Origin of the sequence: Helicobacter suis HS1 (assembly GCF_026000295.1) — a bacterium.
GTDB lineage: Bacteria > Campylobacterota > Campylobacteria > Campylobacterales > Helicobacteraceae > Helicobacter > Helicobacter suis.
Genome location: NZ_AP026769.1, coordinates 964,869 through 981,781, shown reverse-complemented (window position 1 = coordinate 981,781; position 16,913 = coordinate 964,869). Strand labels below are relative to the sequence as shown.

Annotated in this window: 14 protein-coding genes and 1 pseudogene; 2 read left to right on the top strand and 13 right to left on the bottom strand. The window is 41.0% G+C overall.

Features of this window, described 5'->3' with window-relative positions; genetic code table 11:
• Both OO773_RS05360 and OO773_RS05355 read left to right on the top strand, forming a co-directional pair.
• Complete coding sequence (locus OO773_RS05360; protein ID WP_006564302.1) at positions 1–1,545, top strand: flagellin B; 1,545 nt, start codon at positions 1–3, stop codon at positions 1,543–1,545.
• A 13-nt stretch (positions 1,546–1,558) separates the two neighbouring features.
• On the top strand, positions 1,559–3,466 hold the full coding sequence (locus OO773_RS05355) for a motility associated factor glycosyltransferase family protein (protein ID WP_006564303.1): 1,908 nt from the start codon (positions 1,559–1,561) through the stop codon (positions 3,464–3,466).
• On the opposite strand, the gene rseP is transcribed toward OO773_RS05355, so the two are convergent.
• The 13 genes and pseudogenes from rseP to OO773_RS05285 all read right to left on the bottom strand — a co-directional run bounded on the left by rseP (position 3,438) and on the right by OO773_RS05285 (position 16,906).
• A complete protein-coding gene (gene rseP / locus OO773_RS05350) occupies positions 3,438–4,451 on the bottom strand; it encodes an RIP metalloprotease RseP (RefSeq protein WP_006564304.1) in 1,014 nt (337 codons plus the stop codon). The genes OO773_RS05355 and rseP overlap by 29 nt on opposite strands.
• Complete coding sequence (gene pgsA / locus OO773_RS05345; RefSeq protein WP_050780185.1) at positions 4,451–5,011, bottom strand: CDP-diacylglycerol--glycerol-3-phosphate 3-phosphatidyltransferase; 561 nt, start codon at positions 5,009–5,011, stop codon at positions 4,451–4,453. Before pgsA ends, rseP begins: the two co-directional genes overlap by 1 nt.
• Positions 5,012–5,645: 634 nt before the next feature.
• Positions 5,646–6,404 (bottom strand): annotated as a pseudogene (locus OO773_RS05340) (enoyl-ACP reductase); the annotation flags it as partial.
• Positions 6,405–6,409: 5 nt separating this feature from the next.
• Complete coding sequence (gene dapA, locus OO773_RS05335) at positions 6,410–7,288, bottom strand: 4-hydroxy-tetrahydrodipicolinate synthase (protein WP_034376228.1); 879 nt, start codon at positions 7,286–7,288, stop codon at positions 6,410–6,412.
• A 1-nt stretch (position 7,289) separates the two neighbouring features.
• Positions 7,290–8,630, bottom strand: coding sequence for a M16 family metallopeptidase (locus tag OO773_RS05330; RefSeq protein WP_006564308.1), 1,341 nt, complete (start codon positions 8,628–8,630; stop codon positions 7,290–7,292).
• Complete coding sequence (gene pyrD / locus OO773_RS05325; RefSeq protein ID WP_006564309.1) at positions 8,627–9,649, bottom strand: dihydroorotate dehydrogenase (quinone); 1,023 nt, start codon at positions 9,647–9,649, stop codon at positions 8,627–8,629. Before pyrD ends, OO773_RS05330 begins: the two co-directional genes overlap by 4 nt.
• Positions 9,646–11,655 carry a polyphosphate kinase 1 gene (ppk1, locus tag OO773_RS05320; RefSeq protein WP_006564310.1) on the bottom strand — a complete coding sequence of 670 codons (2,010 nt, stop codon included), beginning with the start codon at positions 11,653–11,655 and terminating at the stop codon, positions 9,646–9,648. The genes pyrD and ppk1 overlap by 4 nt, the downstream gene beginning before the upstream one ends.
• Positions 11,656–11,755: 100 nt before the next feature.
• On the bottom strand, positions 11,756–12,343 hold the full coding sequence (locus tag OO773_RS05310) for a MotE family protein (protein WP_264828460.1): 588 nt from the start codon (positions 12,341–12,343) through the stop codon (positions 11,756–11,758).
• On the bottom strand, positions 12,336–12,767 hold the full coding sequence (locus OO773_RS05305) for a flagellar FliJ family protein (protein ID WP_034376226.1): 432 nt from the start codon (positions 12,765–12,767) through the stop codon (positions 12,336–12,338). Before OO773_RS05305 ends, OO773_RS05310 begins: the two co-directional genes overlap by 8 nt.
• A complete protein-coding gene (locus tag OO773_RS05300) occupies positions 12,764–13,984 on the bottom strand; it encodes an adenylosuccinate synthase (RefSeq protein ID WP_006564312.1) in 1,221 nt (406 codons plus the stop codon). The genes OO773_RS05305 and OO773_RS05300 overlap by 4 nt, the downstream gene beginning before the upstream one ends.
• An 11-nt stretch (positions 13,985–13,995) precedes the next feature.
• Positions 13,996–14,931: a ribose-phosphate pyrophosphokinase gene (locus OO773_RS05295; protein WP_006564313.1), complete on the bottom strand. Its 936-nt coding sequence runs from the start codon at positions 14,929–14,931 to the stop codon at positions 13,996–13,998.
• Between the two features lie 8 nt (positions 14,932–14,939).
• Positions 14,940–15,434: an HIT family protein gene (locus tag OO773_RS05290; protein WP_006564314.1), complete on the bottom strand. Its 495-nt coding sequence runs from the start codon at positions 15,432–15,434 to the stop codon at positions 14,940–14,942.
• 8 nt (positions 15,435–15,442) lie between these two features.
• Positions 15,443–16,906: a Mur ligase family protein gene (locus OO773_RS05285; RefSeq protein WP_034376242.1), complete on the bottom strand. Its 1,464-nt coding sequence runs from the start codon at positions 16,904–16,906 to the stop codon at positions 15,443–15,445.
• Positions 16,907–16,913: the final 7 nt, after the last annotated feature.

Here is a 16,913-nt window from a genome sequence, read left to right as displayed (position 1 = left end):
ATGAGTTTTCGAATCAACACCAATGTCGCGGCTTTAAACGCCCACACAATAGGCGTACGCAACAATAGAGACCTTGCTAGCTCTTTAGAAAAATTAAGCTCGGGTTTGCGCATTAATAAGGCAGCAGATGACGCTTCAGGGATGGCCATTGCGGATAGTTTGCGTAGCCAAAGCGCAAGCTTAGGGCAGGCCATTAAAAACGCCAACGATGCTATTGGGATAGTCCAAACAGCAGATAAGGCAATGGATGAGCAAATTAAGATTTTAGATACGGTTAAAACAAAAGCCGTCCAAGCCGCCCAAGATGGCCAAACAGCTGAAACTAGAAAAGCGTTGCAGAGTGATATTTTACGGCTTTTAGAGGAACTAGATAATATCGCTAATACCACTAGCTTTAATGGCCAACAGCTTTTGGCGGGTAGTTTCTCTAATAAGGAATTTCAGATCGGGGCTTATTCTAATACAACGATTAAGGCCTCTATTGGCCCCACTGGATCGGATAAGATAGGGCATGTGCGCTTTGAGACCTCAGCAATGGATAGGGATGGCATGGAGGTGAGTGCTGGGGCAAAGAACCTACAAGAGGTTACTTTAAATTTTAGACAGGCTAATGCTGTTAATGACTTTAAGATTGAATCAGTCAAGATTTCTACCAGTGCGGGTACGGGTCTTGGAGCATTAGTAGAGGTGATTAATAAAAATTCTAACACTTTAGGGGTACGCGCTACAGCTACTGTAATGGGAACGGGCGGAGAACCGGTACAATCAGGCACGGTTAAAGGGCTTACTATTAATGGGGTGATGATAGGTACGATCAATGATGTTAAGCGCAACGATCGCGATGGGCGGCTTATTAATGCAATCAACTCAGTTAAAGAGCGCACAGGGGTAGAGGCCTACATAGACATATCAGGGCGCATTAATTTAAAGTCTACTGACGGGCGGGCTATTTCTGTGCATGCTATCAGTGCCTCCGGGAAAGTTTTTGGGGGCGGGAATTTTGCAGGCATTTCAGGAAATGCCCATGCTATTATTGGCCGTTTGACTTTGATCAAGCAAGATGCTCGAGACATCGTTATTAGTGGCATTAACTATAGCCATATTGGGTTACACTCAGCACAAGGGATAGCAGAATATTCAGTTAATCTACGGGCTATCCGTGGGGTTTTTGATGCCAATGTGGCTAGTGCTAGCGGGGGAAATGCCAATGCCGCGCAGGCTCAACTTAATTTTAAAGGCATTGGCGCGGGGGTTACAAGTTTACGCGGGGCGATGGTGGTGATGGATATGGCTGAGAGTGCGCGAGTCCAGCTAGATAAAATCCGATCAGATTTGGGTTCGGTGCAAATGGAGTTAGTTACTACGATTAATAACATCTCTGTAACTCAGGTTAATGTCAAGGCAGCCGAATCACAAATTAGAGATGTAGACTTTGCAGAGGAAAGCGCAAGCTTCTCTAAATACAACATTTTAGCCCAAAGTGGGAGCTTTGCTATGGCGCAAGCTAATGCGGTACAGCAAAATGTATTACGACTCTTGCAATAGGTTTTAAGGGGGCATGGCATCTATTTACGAACAAAATTTAGAGGTTTTAAAACATAAAGACCCCCTTTTAGCCTCAGATCTTTTACAGATTAAGGCTAACCTCAAATACGAAGTCTTCATGCAAAAAGAGGACTTTAATATTTTAGATATTCGCACCAATACTCCCCTTTTTACCCATAAACCTTTAGAGGAAAACTTAGAAAAATTCAAACGCATAAGCCCCATTCCCTATCTTTATTTTTATGGGGCGGGTAATGGAATGCTATACCGCTTGCTTTTAGGTTTAGATTCTATTAGCCGTATTGTAGTGATTGAGCCTGAAATTGAAATTCTTTTTATTATTTTTAACCTACTTGATTTTAGTCAAGAAATGCAAAGCGATCGCATTATTTTTTTGCATAGCCAAGCTTGTTCTTATCAAATGTTAGCCTCGCTTTTTAACATGGATAAAAAGGCGCGTATTTATGCCAAACTTTACGAATTAATTGTCTTTAATGCCTACTATGAGCGCTACTTTACAGAAATTGAGCGCATTAACCAAGATTTAATTAAAGCCTTAGAAAACGCGGTTTTAAGTGTGGGCAATGATGCCAGAGATGCCATTATCGGGATTAAAAACCATGTGCAAAATCTCCCCTTAGTACTAAAAAACCCAACTCTACTAAGCCTAGTTGCTGCCCTGCAAGAGCGTAACCTCACACACAACACCGCCATTATCATCTCTACAGGCCCTAGTCTAAATAAACAACTCCCCCTTTTAAAAGAAATAGCCCCCTATGCTACTCTTTTTTGTATAGATGCCTCTTTTCCCATTCTAAACGCTTATGGCATTAAACCCGATCTTGTTTTTTCTTTAGAACGCGTAGAAGCTACAGCAAAATTTTACACAGACACCCCCGAAGAAGCCCAAGAGGGCGTGATTTTTGTACTCACCTCTATCGTACACCCCACATTGCCTCAAGCCATTACAAAAGGGGTTAAACAATTTAGCCTACGCCCTTTTGGTTATACTAGCTTATTTGGTTTGCATGATTATGGCTATCTTGGCATTGGAATGAGTGCGGCTAATATGGCTTATGAGTTGGTGGTGCATGCGCGATTTGCCCGTTGTATTTTTATCGGACAAGATTTAAGTTTTTCTAAAAGCGGGCATAGCCATGCGAGTGGGGCACTTTATGGTAATACAGAGATCAAACCCAAAACAGAGGATAAAATTTTTATAGAAGGCTATGGAGGGGAGGGGGAGGTAGAAACGACTCGTATTTGGAAACTCTTTTTAGATTTCTTTGAAAAAGACATCTTCCACACGCCCTATAATTTAGAAGTGATCAACGCTACAGAGGGAGGGGCGCGCATACACGGCACAAAAGAGCTAAGCTTTTTAGAAAGTGTCGCAAAAATCAAAGCTGATCTTAAACCCCTTATTCCTAAAACCCCCCTTCTTTTACCCTATCCTACAAAAGAACAATACGCCTACAATTTGCAAAAAGCCAAACAAACCTGTTTTAATCTTATCGCCTACACCAAAGAGTGTAAGGAAAGAATTGAAGGGCTTTTTTTAGAGGTGGCTGCGTTTTTAGAGGAAGTGGAAAGCTTGCATGCTAAGGGGCAATTAGATCAGTTACAAATAGATCATTTAGAAGAGCTAAGCCAAAAAATCAATGATTTAAAAGATATTTTTGAAGACCCTAGATTTAGCCATTGTTTTAATGATGCGATTCAATCTTATATTTTCCACCAAGAATTAGACATCGCTAAAATTGTGGCTAAACCCGCTTTAGATAAAGAGAGTTTGCAGGCCAAACAGCTAGATTGGATTTATGCGCATAAATACTGGCTTTTTAGTTTAGCAGGGGGCATTACCTGTGTAATGGAAGTGGTAGAGCAGGCGCTTAAAACTTGGGACGAGTCAGATCATTAAACAAGCCAAGCCCCATAAGAGAGAGTAAAAAAGCAAAGCCTAATGCGTTAAGAAGTTGCATCGTCTGCGGGCTGATTTTGCGTTGTATCAAAGTTTCTAGCCAGAGTAAAAAGAGTTGTCCACCGTCTAAAAGCGGAATAGGGAAGAGATTAAGTAAGCCTAGATTAATAGAAATAAAAGCCACACTTAAAGACCAAGTTTGTAGTTGGCTTTGTGTGGATAAAAAATCTACAATCCCCACAACTGAATTAACTTCTGAGAGAGGCAAAGCCCCTATTAAAAGTTTTTTAATACCCTTAAGCGTGAGGACTATCATCTCTTGTACTTGTTTATAAGCGCGATTGAGGGCTTCTAAAAAAGGGTAACTTATCATAACAATTTGCTTAGAGGGGGTGATGCCTAACATTTTAATCAAAATAGGCTCTTTAAAGGCGTTAAAACTCTTTTGCTCTTTTGGGAGGGCCTGTAGGTGTAAAATTTGGTTTTGCCGTTTGATTTCTAATGATAAAGACCCTTTTTGTTGGATCGCGCTTTGTAAATCCTGCCAGTTTCTTATGGATTTATGGTTGATAGAAAGAATTTGATCTTTGGGTTGGAGACCGGCTTGCTTAGCGGGCATGTTGGGTAAAACAGATCCTACAATAGGGGCAAGATGAGGGCTTGGAGTTAAAAACAAAGCTAAATAAATCAATCCAGCTAATAAGAGATTAAAAAGAGGCCCACCTAGTAAAATCAAGCTTTTTTGAATGGGAGTTTTAGCTAAATAGCCCCCCTCTCCCTCCTGTTTAAGCGCCACATAACCCCCTAGCAAAATAAGACAAAGGCAGTATTTGGTGTTTTTATGTTGTTTAATAAAAAGTTTAGGGCCAAAGCCTAGAGAAAAAACCTCTACCTCCACCTTGCAAAGACGCGCCATGCAAAAATGCCCGAATTCATGGAAGATAATTAAAAATGCCAAAGCCCCTATGGCTAGTAAAATCCCCACTAGTTGCGCACTAATTGGTAATATTTAAAGACATAATCTGCCCCTGAATAAAGGGTTGCAAAAACAGCAAGAGCGACTAAAAAATAGCCCACCATAACCCCGTATATATGAATATCAGCGAGTAAAAAGAAAATAGCACAAACCTGTAAAAGGGTTTTGTATTTACCCAGTTGGCTTACCGCGATATTTTTACCCATGTATGAAACAGAAACTCTTAGCCCAGCGATAAAAAACTCCCGCCCTAAAATTACAAAGGGTACCCAAGGTGTGATGCGCCCTAAATGTAGTAGCCCTAAAAAAGCAGCTAGGATCAAAATTTTATCTGCTAAAGGATCAAAGATTTCTCCAAAGAGAGTTTTAAAGTGATAACGCCTAGCAATTGTGCCATCTAAAAAATCAGTGAGGGCTGCAAGAATAAAAATAAAGGCACTGGCATAATCTGCATGAGCTTTAGAGAGCTTAAAAAAGGTGGGGGCGTGTAAAATAAAAAAGAGTAAAAAGATAGAGAGGGCGATACGCAGGAGGGTTAGAGTGTTTGGGATATGTCTGATCCATTGCATGCTAGTGGGTTGAAATATACTTAAGTCTATAAAAGCCAATAAAAATCATGCCCCAACCCACTAAAATCCCTATGAGAAATAAAAAAGCTAATAAAGCCCTTTGACTTAACACAACCGTAAAGAGCAATATCTAAAAGCGGGCATAGCCATGCGAGTGGGGCACTTTATGGTAATACAGAGATCAAACCCAAAACAGAGGATAAAATTTTTATAGAAGGCTATGGAGGGGAGGGGGAGGTAGAAACGACTCGTATTTGGAAAGTGTGGTTACACTGGCATTAGGCAAAATTAAAAACAAACCTAAAGAGAGAATCGCATCGGCGATATAAGGAAAGGCAATACAGCGAAAAATCAAAAGATTACGGCCTACTTTGGCTAGTTTATAGTAGCCAAAAATCTGGCAAACAAACACAGAAAACCACATGCACAGATAAAACCCTATCCATGTTTGGTGGAGGTTTTTAAAGGCACTGGCTACATCACCTGCATGAGATTTTTGTAGCCATGCAAAGGTGTAGGTTGTGCTAAGTAGGAGTAAAACTAAAAAAACATGCGAGCATAAAATGGCTCTTCTTGCAGCTTGTAATTCTCTATTAGGGGCAATTAGATCAGTTACAAATAGATCATTTAGAAGAGTGCCCCCATCTACTACGATAGTCTGCCCGGTGAGCCACCCGCTTTGGTTTGGATCGCAAAGAAAATACACAGCCCCAGCTAAATCCTCAGGATTTCCCATGCGTTTTAAAGGCGATTGTTCTTCAACTTTGGCTTTAATTTCTGCATAATCCGGAAAGGCTTTTAGTGCGTCCGTATCAATTGGTCCTCCGCTTACAGCATTAACACGGATACCAAACTCCCCTAAATCTACCGCCGCGTATTTAACCATAGTTTCTACCGCATTTTTAGAATTGCCATGTCCGGCATAATTAGGCATGTACACTAAATTTCCTGTAGAACTTAAAGATACAATCGCACCCCCGCCTATAAGTTTCATTCGTTTAGCCGCCTCTTGTGCCCCCACTACAAAGGCTAGCACGGTAGCGGTGTAGATGTTATTAAGACCTTTTGGTTTTAAACGCATGAAAGGCGCAAACCCCCCCACCACAGAGCGCCCATAAATAATGGCGTTAGAGACAAAACAATCCACCCGATCAAAGTCGTTATCAATTTGCTTAAAAAGTTCTACATATTGCTCGGGCTCTAAAATATCTAAGCGGTAGTATTTGGCTTTAATGCCATAGAGCTCCTGCACCTCTTGAACAATTTTGATCGCCTCCTCTTCGTTTTTATTATAGGTGAAGGCCACATTGACGCCATTTTGTGCAAAGCGATACAAAATAGCCTTGCCAATGCCTCGAGTCGCTCCGCTAATCACTAAAGTCTTGCCCTGCATGCCTGTCATTTTAATACCTTATACCTTTCTAAAGTGTTCTCTATTCTTTTAAAATTCTCCTTTGTAGGGGGCACCAGCGGAAGGCGGTAGGTTAAATGCTTGATTAAACCTGCAAGATACATCGCGGTTTTAATAGGGATAGGGTTACTCTCACAAAAAAGAACCTGATTGAGGTTATAAAGCTCATTTTGTATCGCTCTTGCGGTCTTAAAGTCTTGTTTAAGAGAGGCTTTAATCTGAGTTGCGATTTTGTCGGGTAATAAATTACCCGTTACAGAAATCACCCCCACACCCCCGCCAGCCATAACTAGATAGTTTAATTTATCCTCCCCGCTATAAATGGCTAGACCTTGTGCTTCATGTTCAAAATCTACAAGCCGTTGCACTGCCCCTGAAGCCTCTTTAATGCCCGCGATATTTTTAACCTCTTTAAAAAGCCTAGTAGCCGTTTCTACTCCAATTTGTACCCCAGTGCGCGCCGGCACATCATACAAAATAACCGGAATTTCTACGCAATTAGCGATGGTTTTATAATGCTCAAAGAGACCTTGCTGGGTGGGGCGGTTATAATAAGGCGTAACGCATAAAATCCCATCAGCCCCAGCTTTTTGGGCAAATTGTGCCAAAAGTAGCGACTCACTAGTGGCATTACTCCCCACCCCGGCTAAAACCTTAGCCCCTAGAGGCTTGCACACATTAATCGCAATTTCAATACAACGCATGTGTTCTTGATGCGTGAGTGTAGCTGATTCACCGGTAGTACCCACAGGCACGCACGCATCCATTCCGAGCCGAATCTGGCGCTCAATCAAGTACGCATAGACTTCCTCGTCTACTTCTAAATTGGGCTTAAAGGGCGTGATTAAAGCGCTAAGGGCGTGCATTTTAAGGTTTGAGTGTAACGACGCTGTAGGCTTCATCGCTAAAATAGGTGTTGGCCACCCGCACAATGTCTTTAACCTCTAAAGCTTCAAATTCCTCTTGATAAGCTGCCATGTCCTCAATCTTGCCCTGTGTGAGGTATTCAGCAAACATCTCGGCCACATCTGAAGAGTCTTCTAACCCTGCGATAAAATCCACGCGGTTATTGATTTTAACCTTATCAAGTTGTTGTTGGGTGATGCCCCCATGTTTAATCTTATCCAGAATGGCTAAAATTGCCTCGCGGATTTGATCGGCTTTGACATGCTGGTTAGCCCCCGCGACAAATAAAAACACGCTGGCATCTTTAAGTTCCATATTTTGCGCAAGAACCTGAGAAGCCAATCTTTTATGATCAATGATCTCTTTTTTAAGTAGGCTACTGCCCCCTTCGGCTAATAATTTGGCTAAAGCATTCAGCGCGACTTGATCTTTATGCGCAAAGGGGGGAACTTTAAACCCAATGGCCAGCCATTCTAAAGATAAATCTTTTTTGTGAATCACCGTTTCGCGCAGACCATTTTGCACCGGCTCTTGCATATACACCTCTGGCATGGGGTTTTTATCTTTATTGGCAATCTTAGAAAAATGCTTTTCTGCCTCTTTAAAGACATTTTTAGGGTCTAAATCGCCTACTACAAGCAAAATAGCGTTTTTAGGCTGGTAATATAGAGAGTGGAAACGGCGGATATCCTCTATCGTCCAGTTTTGAATGTCTTGCATAAAACCAATGGGTGTCCAGTGGTAGGGGTGGTAGACAAAGGCGGTATTAAAAAAGCGGAAGTACAGATAACCCATAGGCGAATTATCCGTACGCCACAAACGCTCCTCAGCCACAACCTGCCGCTCGGGCAAAAATTCCTCTTCTTTGAGTTGTAACGAACCCATCATTTCAGAAAAAAGCTCAAGGGATTTATCTAAATTAGCATTGCTAGCTTTGATGTAGTAACGGGTGTAATCAAAACTAGTAGAGGCATTACTAACCCCTCCAAAACCCTTAACAATGGCATCAAAATCGCCTTCTTTTAAATGTTTGGTGCTTTTAAAGTTCATGTGCTCAAGCATGTGAGCAATTCCGCTTTTGCCCATTCTTTCATTGCGCGATCCTACTTTATAAAGCACATCTACCTCTATCACTCCGCTTTTATTAGCCAAAGGCACGGCCACTACCTGCAAACCATTTTCTAAAGTCGTGGTGTAGTACTTAGGCAAATACGCGCGTATGCCTTGATCTATTGTTGCTCCCATGCTCACTCCTACCCATGAAATCAAAATAAAAAAGCTATAAAAAATCCGTACCATCATAAATTAACCCCAACTGCCTCATGGACTGATTTTAACCCGTCTTGTTGGAGCAATTCTACTATATCTTGGTTGATTTGTCTACAAATAAAAGGACCTTGGTAAATAAAAGCGGTGAAAATCTGTACAAAACTAGCCCCCATTTTTATGCGTGCATAAGCCTGTGTAGCATTACTAATGCCACCCACTGCTACCAAAATAGCTTTTTTAAAAAATACCCGCGCAATTTGTTCAAATACAGCTACCGCTTTATTTTCTAAAGCTTTGCCACTAATGCCGCCTGTTGGCTGTGCGTGGGGCAATACTGAATAGTCTGTGGTGGTGTTAGTTGCAATAATGCCACTAGCGCCATGATCAATGGCTGTATCACAGATTAAAAGAAGTGTATCTATAGGTGCATCTGGGGATATTTTAAGGAATAAGGGCTTATGCGTTTTAGCCCTAGCCATAGCAAAGAGTTCATCTACAAAACTTTCATTTTGTAAATCTCTTAGATTAGGGGTATTGGGTGAGGAAAGATTAAACACATAATAATCCCCCACTCCTAAACTCATCTGTAAGGCATTTTCATAATCCTTTAAAGCTTGGTTTAAAGGCGTGTTTTTATTCTTGCCTAAATTAATCCCAACCACACTTGAGAGTGGAGGGAGATTTTCTAAGCGTAATACAGCCTTTTGAATGCCCTGATTATTAAACCCCATTGCATTTTGTAGGCTTTGCTCTTTAACAAAGCGCCACACACGCGGCTTTGGGTTACCAGATTGGGGTTTTGGCGTAAGCGTACCCACTTCAAGAACTCCAAATCCTAAATAATCAAGCCCGGCTAACATCATGGCATCTTTATCAAAACCAGCGGCTAGCCCGATAGGATTTTTTAAAGATAGCCCTAAAATCTGTTGTTCTAACATAGGATGAGCAATAGGAGAAATTTTAGGTAAAGCTCCTAGTATTTTAAGTGCCTGTTTTGCTAGACTGTGCGCTTTTTCCGGCTCTAAATAAAATAGCAACTGGTGCAAGTTCATAGGGTAGTTACCTCTTGCTCATAAAAAATCTGTGCGTTTAAAAAATCCCCTGTAGGTACAACTTTTACATATTCTCCACTAGGGGCAAGCGTATAACTTTGGGCATTGTCTTTAAGCTGTATATGCAAGATACGCAATAATTTTTGTTGGATCGCCTTAGAAGTAGAGGGCACTAATAACTCCACCCGTTTTTCTAAATTGCGCGGCATCATATCTGCACTAGAAAAATATATTTTAGCTTTGTCATGGGCAAAATAATAAATGCGCGCATGTTCTAAATATTTGCCCACAATGGAAAACACACGGATATTTTCGCTTAATCCTTGAATCTGTGGGCGTAAACAGCAAATCCCGCGAATGAGTAAATCAATTTTAACCCCCACACATGAAGCTTGGTATAAATGCTCAATCACATCTGAATCTACAAGCGCATTAGCCTTAAAAATAATCCGCCCTCTGTGTTTAGCGCGCATCTCTTCTTGGATTAAAGCTAAAATTTTTGTTTTAATCTGTTTAGGCGCCATAGATAGGGTTTTAAGTTTAATCTCTGCTGCCATTCCTGTACTCAAAGAGTGGAAAAGCTTTAAAATATCGCTAGCAATTTGTGGGTTAGAGGTGAGTAGACTTAAATCTGTGTAGATTCTAGCTGAAAGCGTATTGTAATTGCCCGTGCTTACATGTACATATTCTTTAATGCTTTCTCCTACTTTGCGCACCACTAAAGCCAATTTGGCATGTACTTTTAAATGGGGCACACCATAAATCACATGCGCTCCGGCATTTTCTAAGGCTTTAGCCCAGTGTAAATTATTTTCCTCATCAAAACGGGCTTTAAGCTCTACAAGTACGCTAACTTGTTTATAAGGAGCGGCCTCTGTTAGAGCTTTAACAATAGGCGATTCTCTACCCACGCGGTATAAAGTCATGCGGATAGAAACCACATCTTTATCCTCTGCAGCGCTTTGAATAAAACGCACGATTGGATCAAAGCTTTCATAAGGGTGGAATAACAACACATCTTGTTTGTCTAATAAGTCAAAAAGCGCCCCATTCTTTGAAAAATCAATATCATTAAGAGGTGCTAGAGTCTTTGGTACAAAGATAGGAAATTTGAGATGAGCGTAGTTTTTTAAATTCACCAGTTCCCATAATCTACCTAAGTCTAGTAAAATATGGCTGGTATACAGATCAACATCAGGTATTTGTTGCTTTATTAAAGAAAGTAGAACCGCACAATTCCCCCCCACTTCTAAACGCACCACATCACCCCTATCACGGGTACGCAATCCTTCACTAATGCGATTAACTAAATCATGTCCTTCATCTTCAATAATCTCCATATCCGCATTACAAGTTATTCTAAACACTAGACTTTCTAGCACGCGGTGGTGTTCAAATAACAAAGGAATAAATTTTTGTACCACTTCTTCTATGGCGATAAAAATCCCTTTTTCTACTTCAATAAAGCGTTTTAAAAGGGTAGGGATTTTCACCGCTGCATAAACTTTTTGTGTTCCTTGCAGGCTTAAAAGTATCCCAAAACTTAAATTACGCACAAAGGGAAAAGGGCGCGCTGGGTCTAAAAGAGTGGGGATAACTACGGGGTAAATATACTTGTAAAAGTATTCCTGTAATTTGGGTAAACAAGATTTTGGGAGGTTTTCTATACTGGCTATGGATAAATCTTTTTGGGCTAATTCCTCCTTTAAAGATAAAAATTGCCCCTGAACAATTCTTTGCTCTGCTAGTACATAAAGACGGATAGACTCTAGCTGATCTTGATGACTCATTCCATCTACACTACTTTGTAGAGTGTTATTATCAACTAGATGTTTAAGCCCAGCCACTCGGATCATATAAAATTCATCTAAATTAGTGCCATAAATAGCCAAAAACTTAAGCCGCTCTAAGGGAGGTAAAGCGGTATTACAAACTTGATCTAAAACACGGGTGTTAAACCGCAACCACGAAAGTTCTCGGTTAAAGTATAAATCCTTTGCCTCCATCTACTCTCTTATGCGTTTCTAATAAAAGCTTGGTTTAAAGGCGTGTTTTTATTCTTGCCTAAATTAATCCCAACCACACTTGAGAGTGGAGGGAGATTTTCTAAGCGTAATACAGCCTTTTGAATGCCCTGATTATTAAACCCCATTGCATTTTGTAGGCTTTGCTCTTTAACAAAGCGCCACGGTCCATTTTGGCCAAAATCTTACTCATATCCTTAGCCTCAAGCTTGGATAAAATACTAGCAGCCTCATTGATAGGCAAATCTTGTAAAATGGGTGCGGCCTTGGAGTCTTTCATCTTGGCATAAGTACTAGCTATCTTGCTATTGCTAGCCTCTTTGATTTCTTTAAGGAGTTTTTCATTATCAGCCATCATTTTTTTAAGCTTTTTTTCTCTATCATCTTGCAAGCGTTTAAAGTTGGCTTCTTTGGCTTCAAATTCTTTCATTTTAGCCTCTAAAGCCTGTTCTCTTTCATTCACCTTAGCCTTGCGCTGATCAAGTAAACTCTGGGTTTGTTCTTGCAGAGTTTGCAAGGCTAAAGCCCTCTCTTGGAGCATTTGTAATTGGTTTTTAATTTCGGCTTTTCTGGATTCAAAAATAGCGTTGCACTGCAAAAATTCTTTAGATGAAGGCGTTTGGGCTTTTGCAAAAATAAAAGCTAGGGCTAATAGAAAAAGCCTAAGCACGATTCTCCCTTTGTTGGTAAAACACCTCTGCCCCAATAGAATCCATTTGCTGATCTTCTAGCTTTTTAAGTCTTTTAAGTTTTTTCTGTTCTTCTAAGGTTTGTAGATATTTGAATTTTTCATACTCAATAGAGGCGTTTTTATATAATTCCTTTAGATGTCTGCCCATTTCTTTAAGCTGGCTAATCTCCTCCCCTATGCGCTCTATTTGATACAAATAATTTTTCTTCAAAGCATTTAGCTGGATAAAGGCATTAAACCCCCCTTCTGCAGGTACGCTTAAGCCGTATAATTCTACTAGTAAGGCATGTTGTTGTTCTTGCTTGCTTACAATTTGGCTTTTATTATGGGCTATATCGCTTTCACAGCGCTGCATGGCTTGCTTTTTAATTTTGACTAATTTTTTAAAAGATTCAAGGTTCATGGAATAAGCACCATATCCTCGCGTCTAGGGCTAGTAGAAAGAGATTTGATTTTCACACCCACTAGCCCCTCTAAGGCTAAAACATACTCCTGCGCCTCTTTAGGCAAATCTTTAAAGTGAGCAATCCCTGCCGTGCGCTCCCAACCTTTAAAAACACGATAAATAGGCTTTAATCCTTCTAAATTACTGGGCACATGTTCTAATTTTTTCCCCTCCCTCTCATAACCTACCCCTACTAAGATCTCCTCTAAGCCATCTAAAACATCTAATTTCATCAAAGCTAATTGCGTGCAACCATTTAAGCGACAAGCATAGCGTACAGCCACCGCATCAAAATACCCACAACGGCGCGCGCGCTGTGTAGTGGTTCCAAATTCATGCCCATTTTTTTGTAAAAACGCACCCACTTCTGCGCCCTCCTCTGTAGGAAAAGGCCCATGACCTACGCGGGTACAGTATGCCTTAGCCACTCCAATAACTTGATCAATATCTTTAACACTTAGCCCACTCCCACTACATGCCCCAGCGCTTATCGTAGTAGAGCTAGTAACAAAAGGGTAAGTGCCAAAATCAATATCTAACATACTCCCCTGTGCTCCCTCTAGTAAAATCTTTTGGCCTTTATCCACACTTTCCCATAACAGTTCTGTTGTATCTGTAATGTAGGGAATTACTTGCTTAGCATAGGTGTTTAAATAATCCTCTAAAGTTTTAAAACTTAGCCCTCGTGTGCGTAAGCTACAATAATGCGCGATTTTTTCTTTAAGAAATTTAGGCTCTAAAAGATCACCCATGCGCAAACCCAAGCGCGCAACCTTGTCTTGATAAGCCGGTCCAATGCCTTTTTTTGTTGTGCCAATGGCCATTTGGGGGTTATTTTCATGGCGGATATCCAAGAGTGGGTGGTGGGGTAAAATCAAATGCGCTCGATTACTAATAAACAAACGCCCTTTTAAATCTTTAAATAGACTCATCTCTTGAATAAGGGCATCTAAAGCCACCACCACGCCATTACCAATCACATTTTTACATTGTGGGTAGAGTACACCGGAGGGAATTAAGTGGAGCGCATAAGTTTTTTCATTGGCGACAATGGTATGCCCTGCATTATGTCCGCCCTGAAAACGCACCACAAAGTCATAATTAGGCGCTAGGCGATCCACTAGCTTACCCTTGCCCTCATCGCCCCACTGCACCCCCACAACCACATCTGCCATACTAAACTCCTTTAGACAAAGAGCGAATGCACGCTCTCATTATGATAAACCCTACGAATCACCTCCGCAAACAAGGGCGCTACACTCAAAACCGTGATTTTAGCATGCTTGCCTTTTAAAGGAATGGAGTTACTCACCACCACTTCATCTAAAGCACTCTCTTGGATACGCCTTATCGCATTCCCGCTTAAAACCGCATGTGTGCCAATTGCCATAACTGAATACGCCCCCTTAGCTTTAAGCATGCTAGCAGCCTTGCAAACCGTCCCTGCTGTATCAATCATATCATCTACTAGGATCACCCCCCGTTTTCTCACATCTCCAATAATATTCATCACCTCCGCTTCATTAGCCCGCTCTCTGCGCTTATCTACAATAACTAAATCTAGCCCCATTTGGCTAGCAAAATAACGCGCCCGCGAAACACCCCCAATATCTGGGCTAGCCACAATCGGATTTTTAAAATTGCGCGAGAGAATATAGTCTTTAAAAATAATAGAGCCATAAAGATTATCCACCGGAATATTAAAAAAGCCTTGAATCTGACCGGCGTGTAAATCCATTGTGATGATGCGATCAATTTGCACGCTTTGCATTAAATCAGCCACTAATTTAGCACTAATAGGCACTCTAGGGGCGGCTTTTCGATCCTGTCTGGCATAACCAAAATAAGGAATTACTGCCGTAATTGAATTGGCTGAACTGCGCCTAAGCGCATCTACCATAATTAAGAGTTCCATTAAATTATCATTAACAGGCGCACAGGTGGGCTGGATAATACAAACATCGCGTCCACGCACAGATTCGCTAATTTGTACATTGATTTCCCCGTCGCTAAAATACCCCAAAACCGCCTTAGATAACCCAACATTTAAATGCCTAGCAACTTCTTTACTAAAACTCGGGTGTGCACTCCCGCTAAAGATTTTAAAACTGCGCGTCTTCATGCTTCTCCTTACAGTGGCTGGAAATACTGGGTTGCATTTGTTTTTAGATTTGTATAAATGGCCTCAAAATCCACGCCATAAACCCGCGTTTGCGCGATAGTGGTGATAAAATTCGTATCTCTATTAAACCGGGGGATAACATGCCCATGCAAATGGGGGGCAATCCCAGCCCCTGCTGCTTCTTTGATATTAAAACCTACATTAATGCCACTAGCTCCAAAGGCATATAAAAGCTTAACACCCTCATAGATTCGTTGTTGTAAACACTGCCAGTGATTTAGGCTTAAGCATTCAGGGCTGTCTACATGTTGGTGTGGGATAACCATGAAATGTCCGGGGTTATAAGGGTAGCGATTCATGATCACAAAACAAATAGAATCACGGAATAAAACATGGTTTTGTGTGTCTAGGTGGGGATTTTGGCTAATGCCACAAAAAACACAACCCCCTGATTTTTCCCCTGTTAAATAGGCGCTTCTCCAAGGCGCATAAAGTCTTTCCATGGACTCTCCTAGATATAATTGGGTGCGTCATTAGCAAACAAGATAAGGTCTTTAGCAAGTGTAATGGTTTGTAAAATCTGTTCTAATTGCCCTTTGTCTTTGAGAAACACCCTTTGAGGTCTTTGTAGATTCTGTGCAAACACGCTTACATTTAATTCACCGGTGATAATGGCAATGTCAAACACGCTATCAATGGCTTTAGCTAGCGTAGTATTAGATTCTACATCACTCTCCACTAGCCCGGGTGTAACAATGATTCGACGCCCCATATACAAGCTAGCTAGCCTTACACTCTCTAACATGCCCTTTAAATTGCCATTAAACCCATCATCTATGATAAATTTATCATTAATGTGCAGGGGGTGGAGGCGGTGGGGGACGGGATTGAGCTTAGCCACTAATCTTTGTAATTGCGGGATAGAAATATCAAAATAATGCCCCATTAAAACCGCTAAAGCGATGTTATCTACATTAAAAGCGCCTAAAATTTTAGTCTCAAAAGCCACCCATTGGTTATCTAAGAACAACTCAAAAGAAGTCCCCTCTAGGGTGGCATTAGCATGGCGGATTTGCCCGGGGTAGAGTTTGATCTTATCTGTAAGCTCTGTATAAAAGGGCTCTAGTGGGTTTTTATCATAACAAAAGGCCTGAATTAAGCGAGGAGATTGGAGTAACTCAGCCTTAGTTTCATAGATACTATCTATATCTTTAAAATACTCAATGTGCTGGTTGCCAATTTCAGTAATGATAGCGTAGTGGTGTTCTAAAAGTGAGCCAATGGCTTTAATATCTCCCTTTTGTCTAGCCCCCGCTTCAGCAATATAAAGGGTACTTGTTTCATCTAGGTTTTGATTAATATCCTGACTTAGGCCTAATAAGGTGTTTACACTATTAAGAGAAGAGTAAATGGTGAATTTGCCCTGCAAGATTTGATAAAGATAATTCTTAACGCTTGTCTTCCCAAAGCTACCAGTAATTGCAATGATTTGTAAATTTTTCATGCGCTTTAGTTTTTCTTTAGCTAGGCTTACATACCCAGAGGCAATTAAAGTCTCATAAGCCTTACAAGCAATGTGGACAAGAATTACAAGCAAAAGATAGAGCAAAGAACACACCTTGCCATAAACATGCACTAAGATCGCATCGGTGAGTAAAAATAAAAGTAGAAAGGTAAAGAAGCGTACCACCCGTGGGGTAAAAACAAGCCGTTTATCTAAGTGTACATTCCAAGAGAGAAGAGAAGGGATTTGTACAAAGCCTACGAATAATATAAAGGCCAAATCCCAATGCATGATCTGTGTGGTGATAAAAACAGCGGTGGGCAAGATAGCATGGTAAAAATGCCAACGCCGTTTATGGTGCTTGGTGATCACCCGCATATAGCTATAATGATACCACTGCAAAAGCGTGATTAGATAATAATTTAGACCTAGCACAAATACCCATACCGCGATCCACTCTAGTGTATCCATGACCATT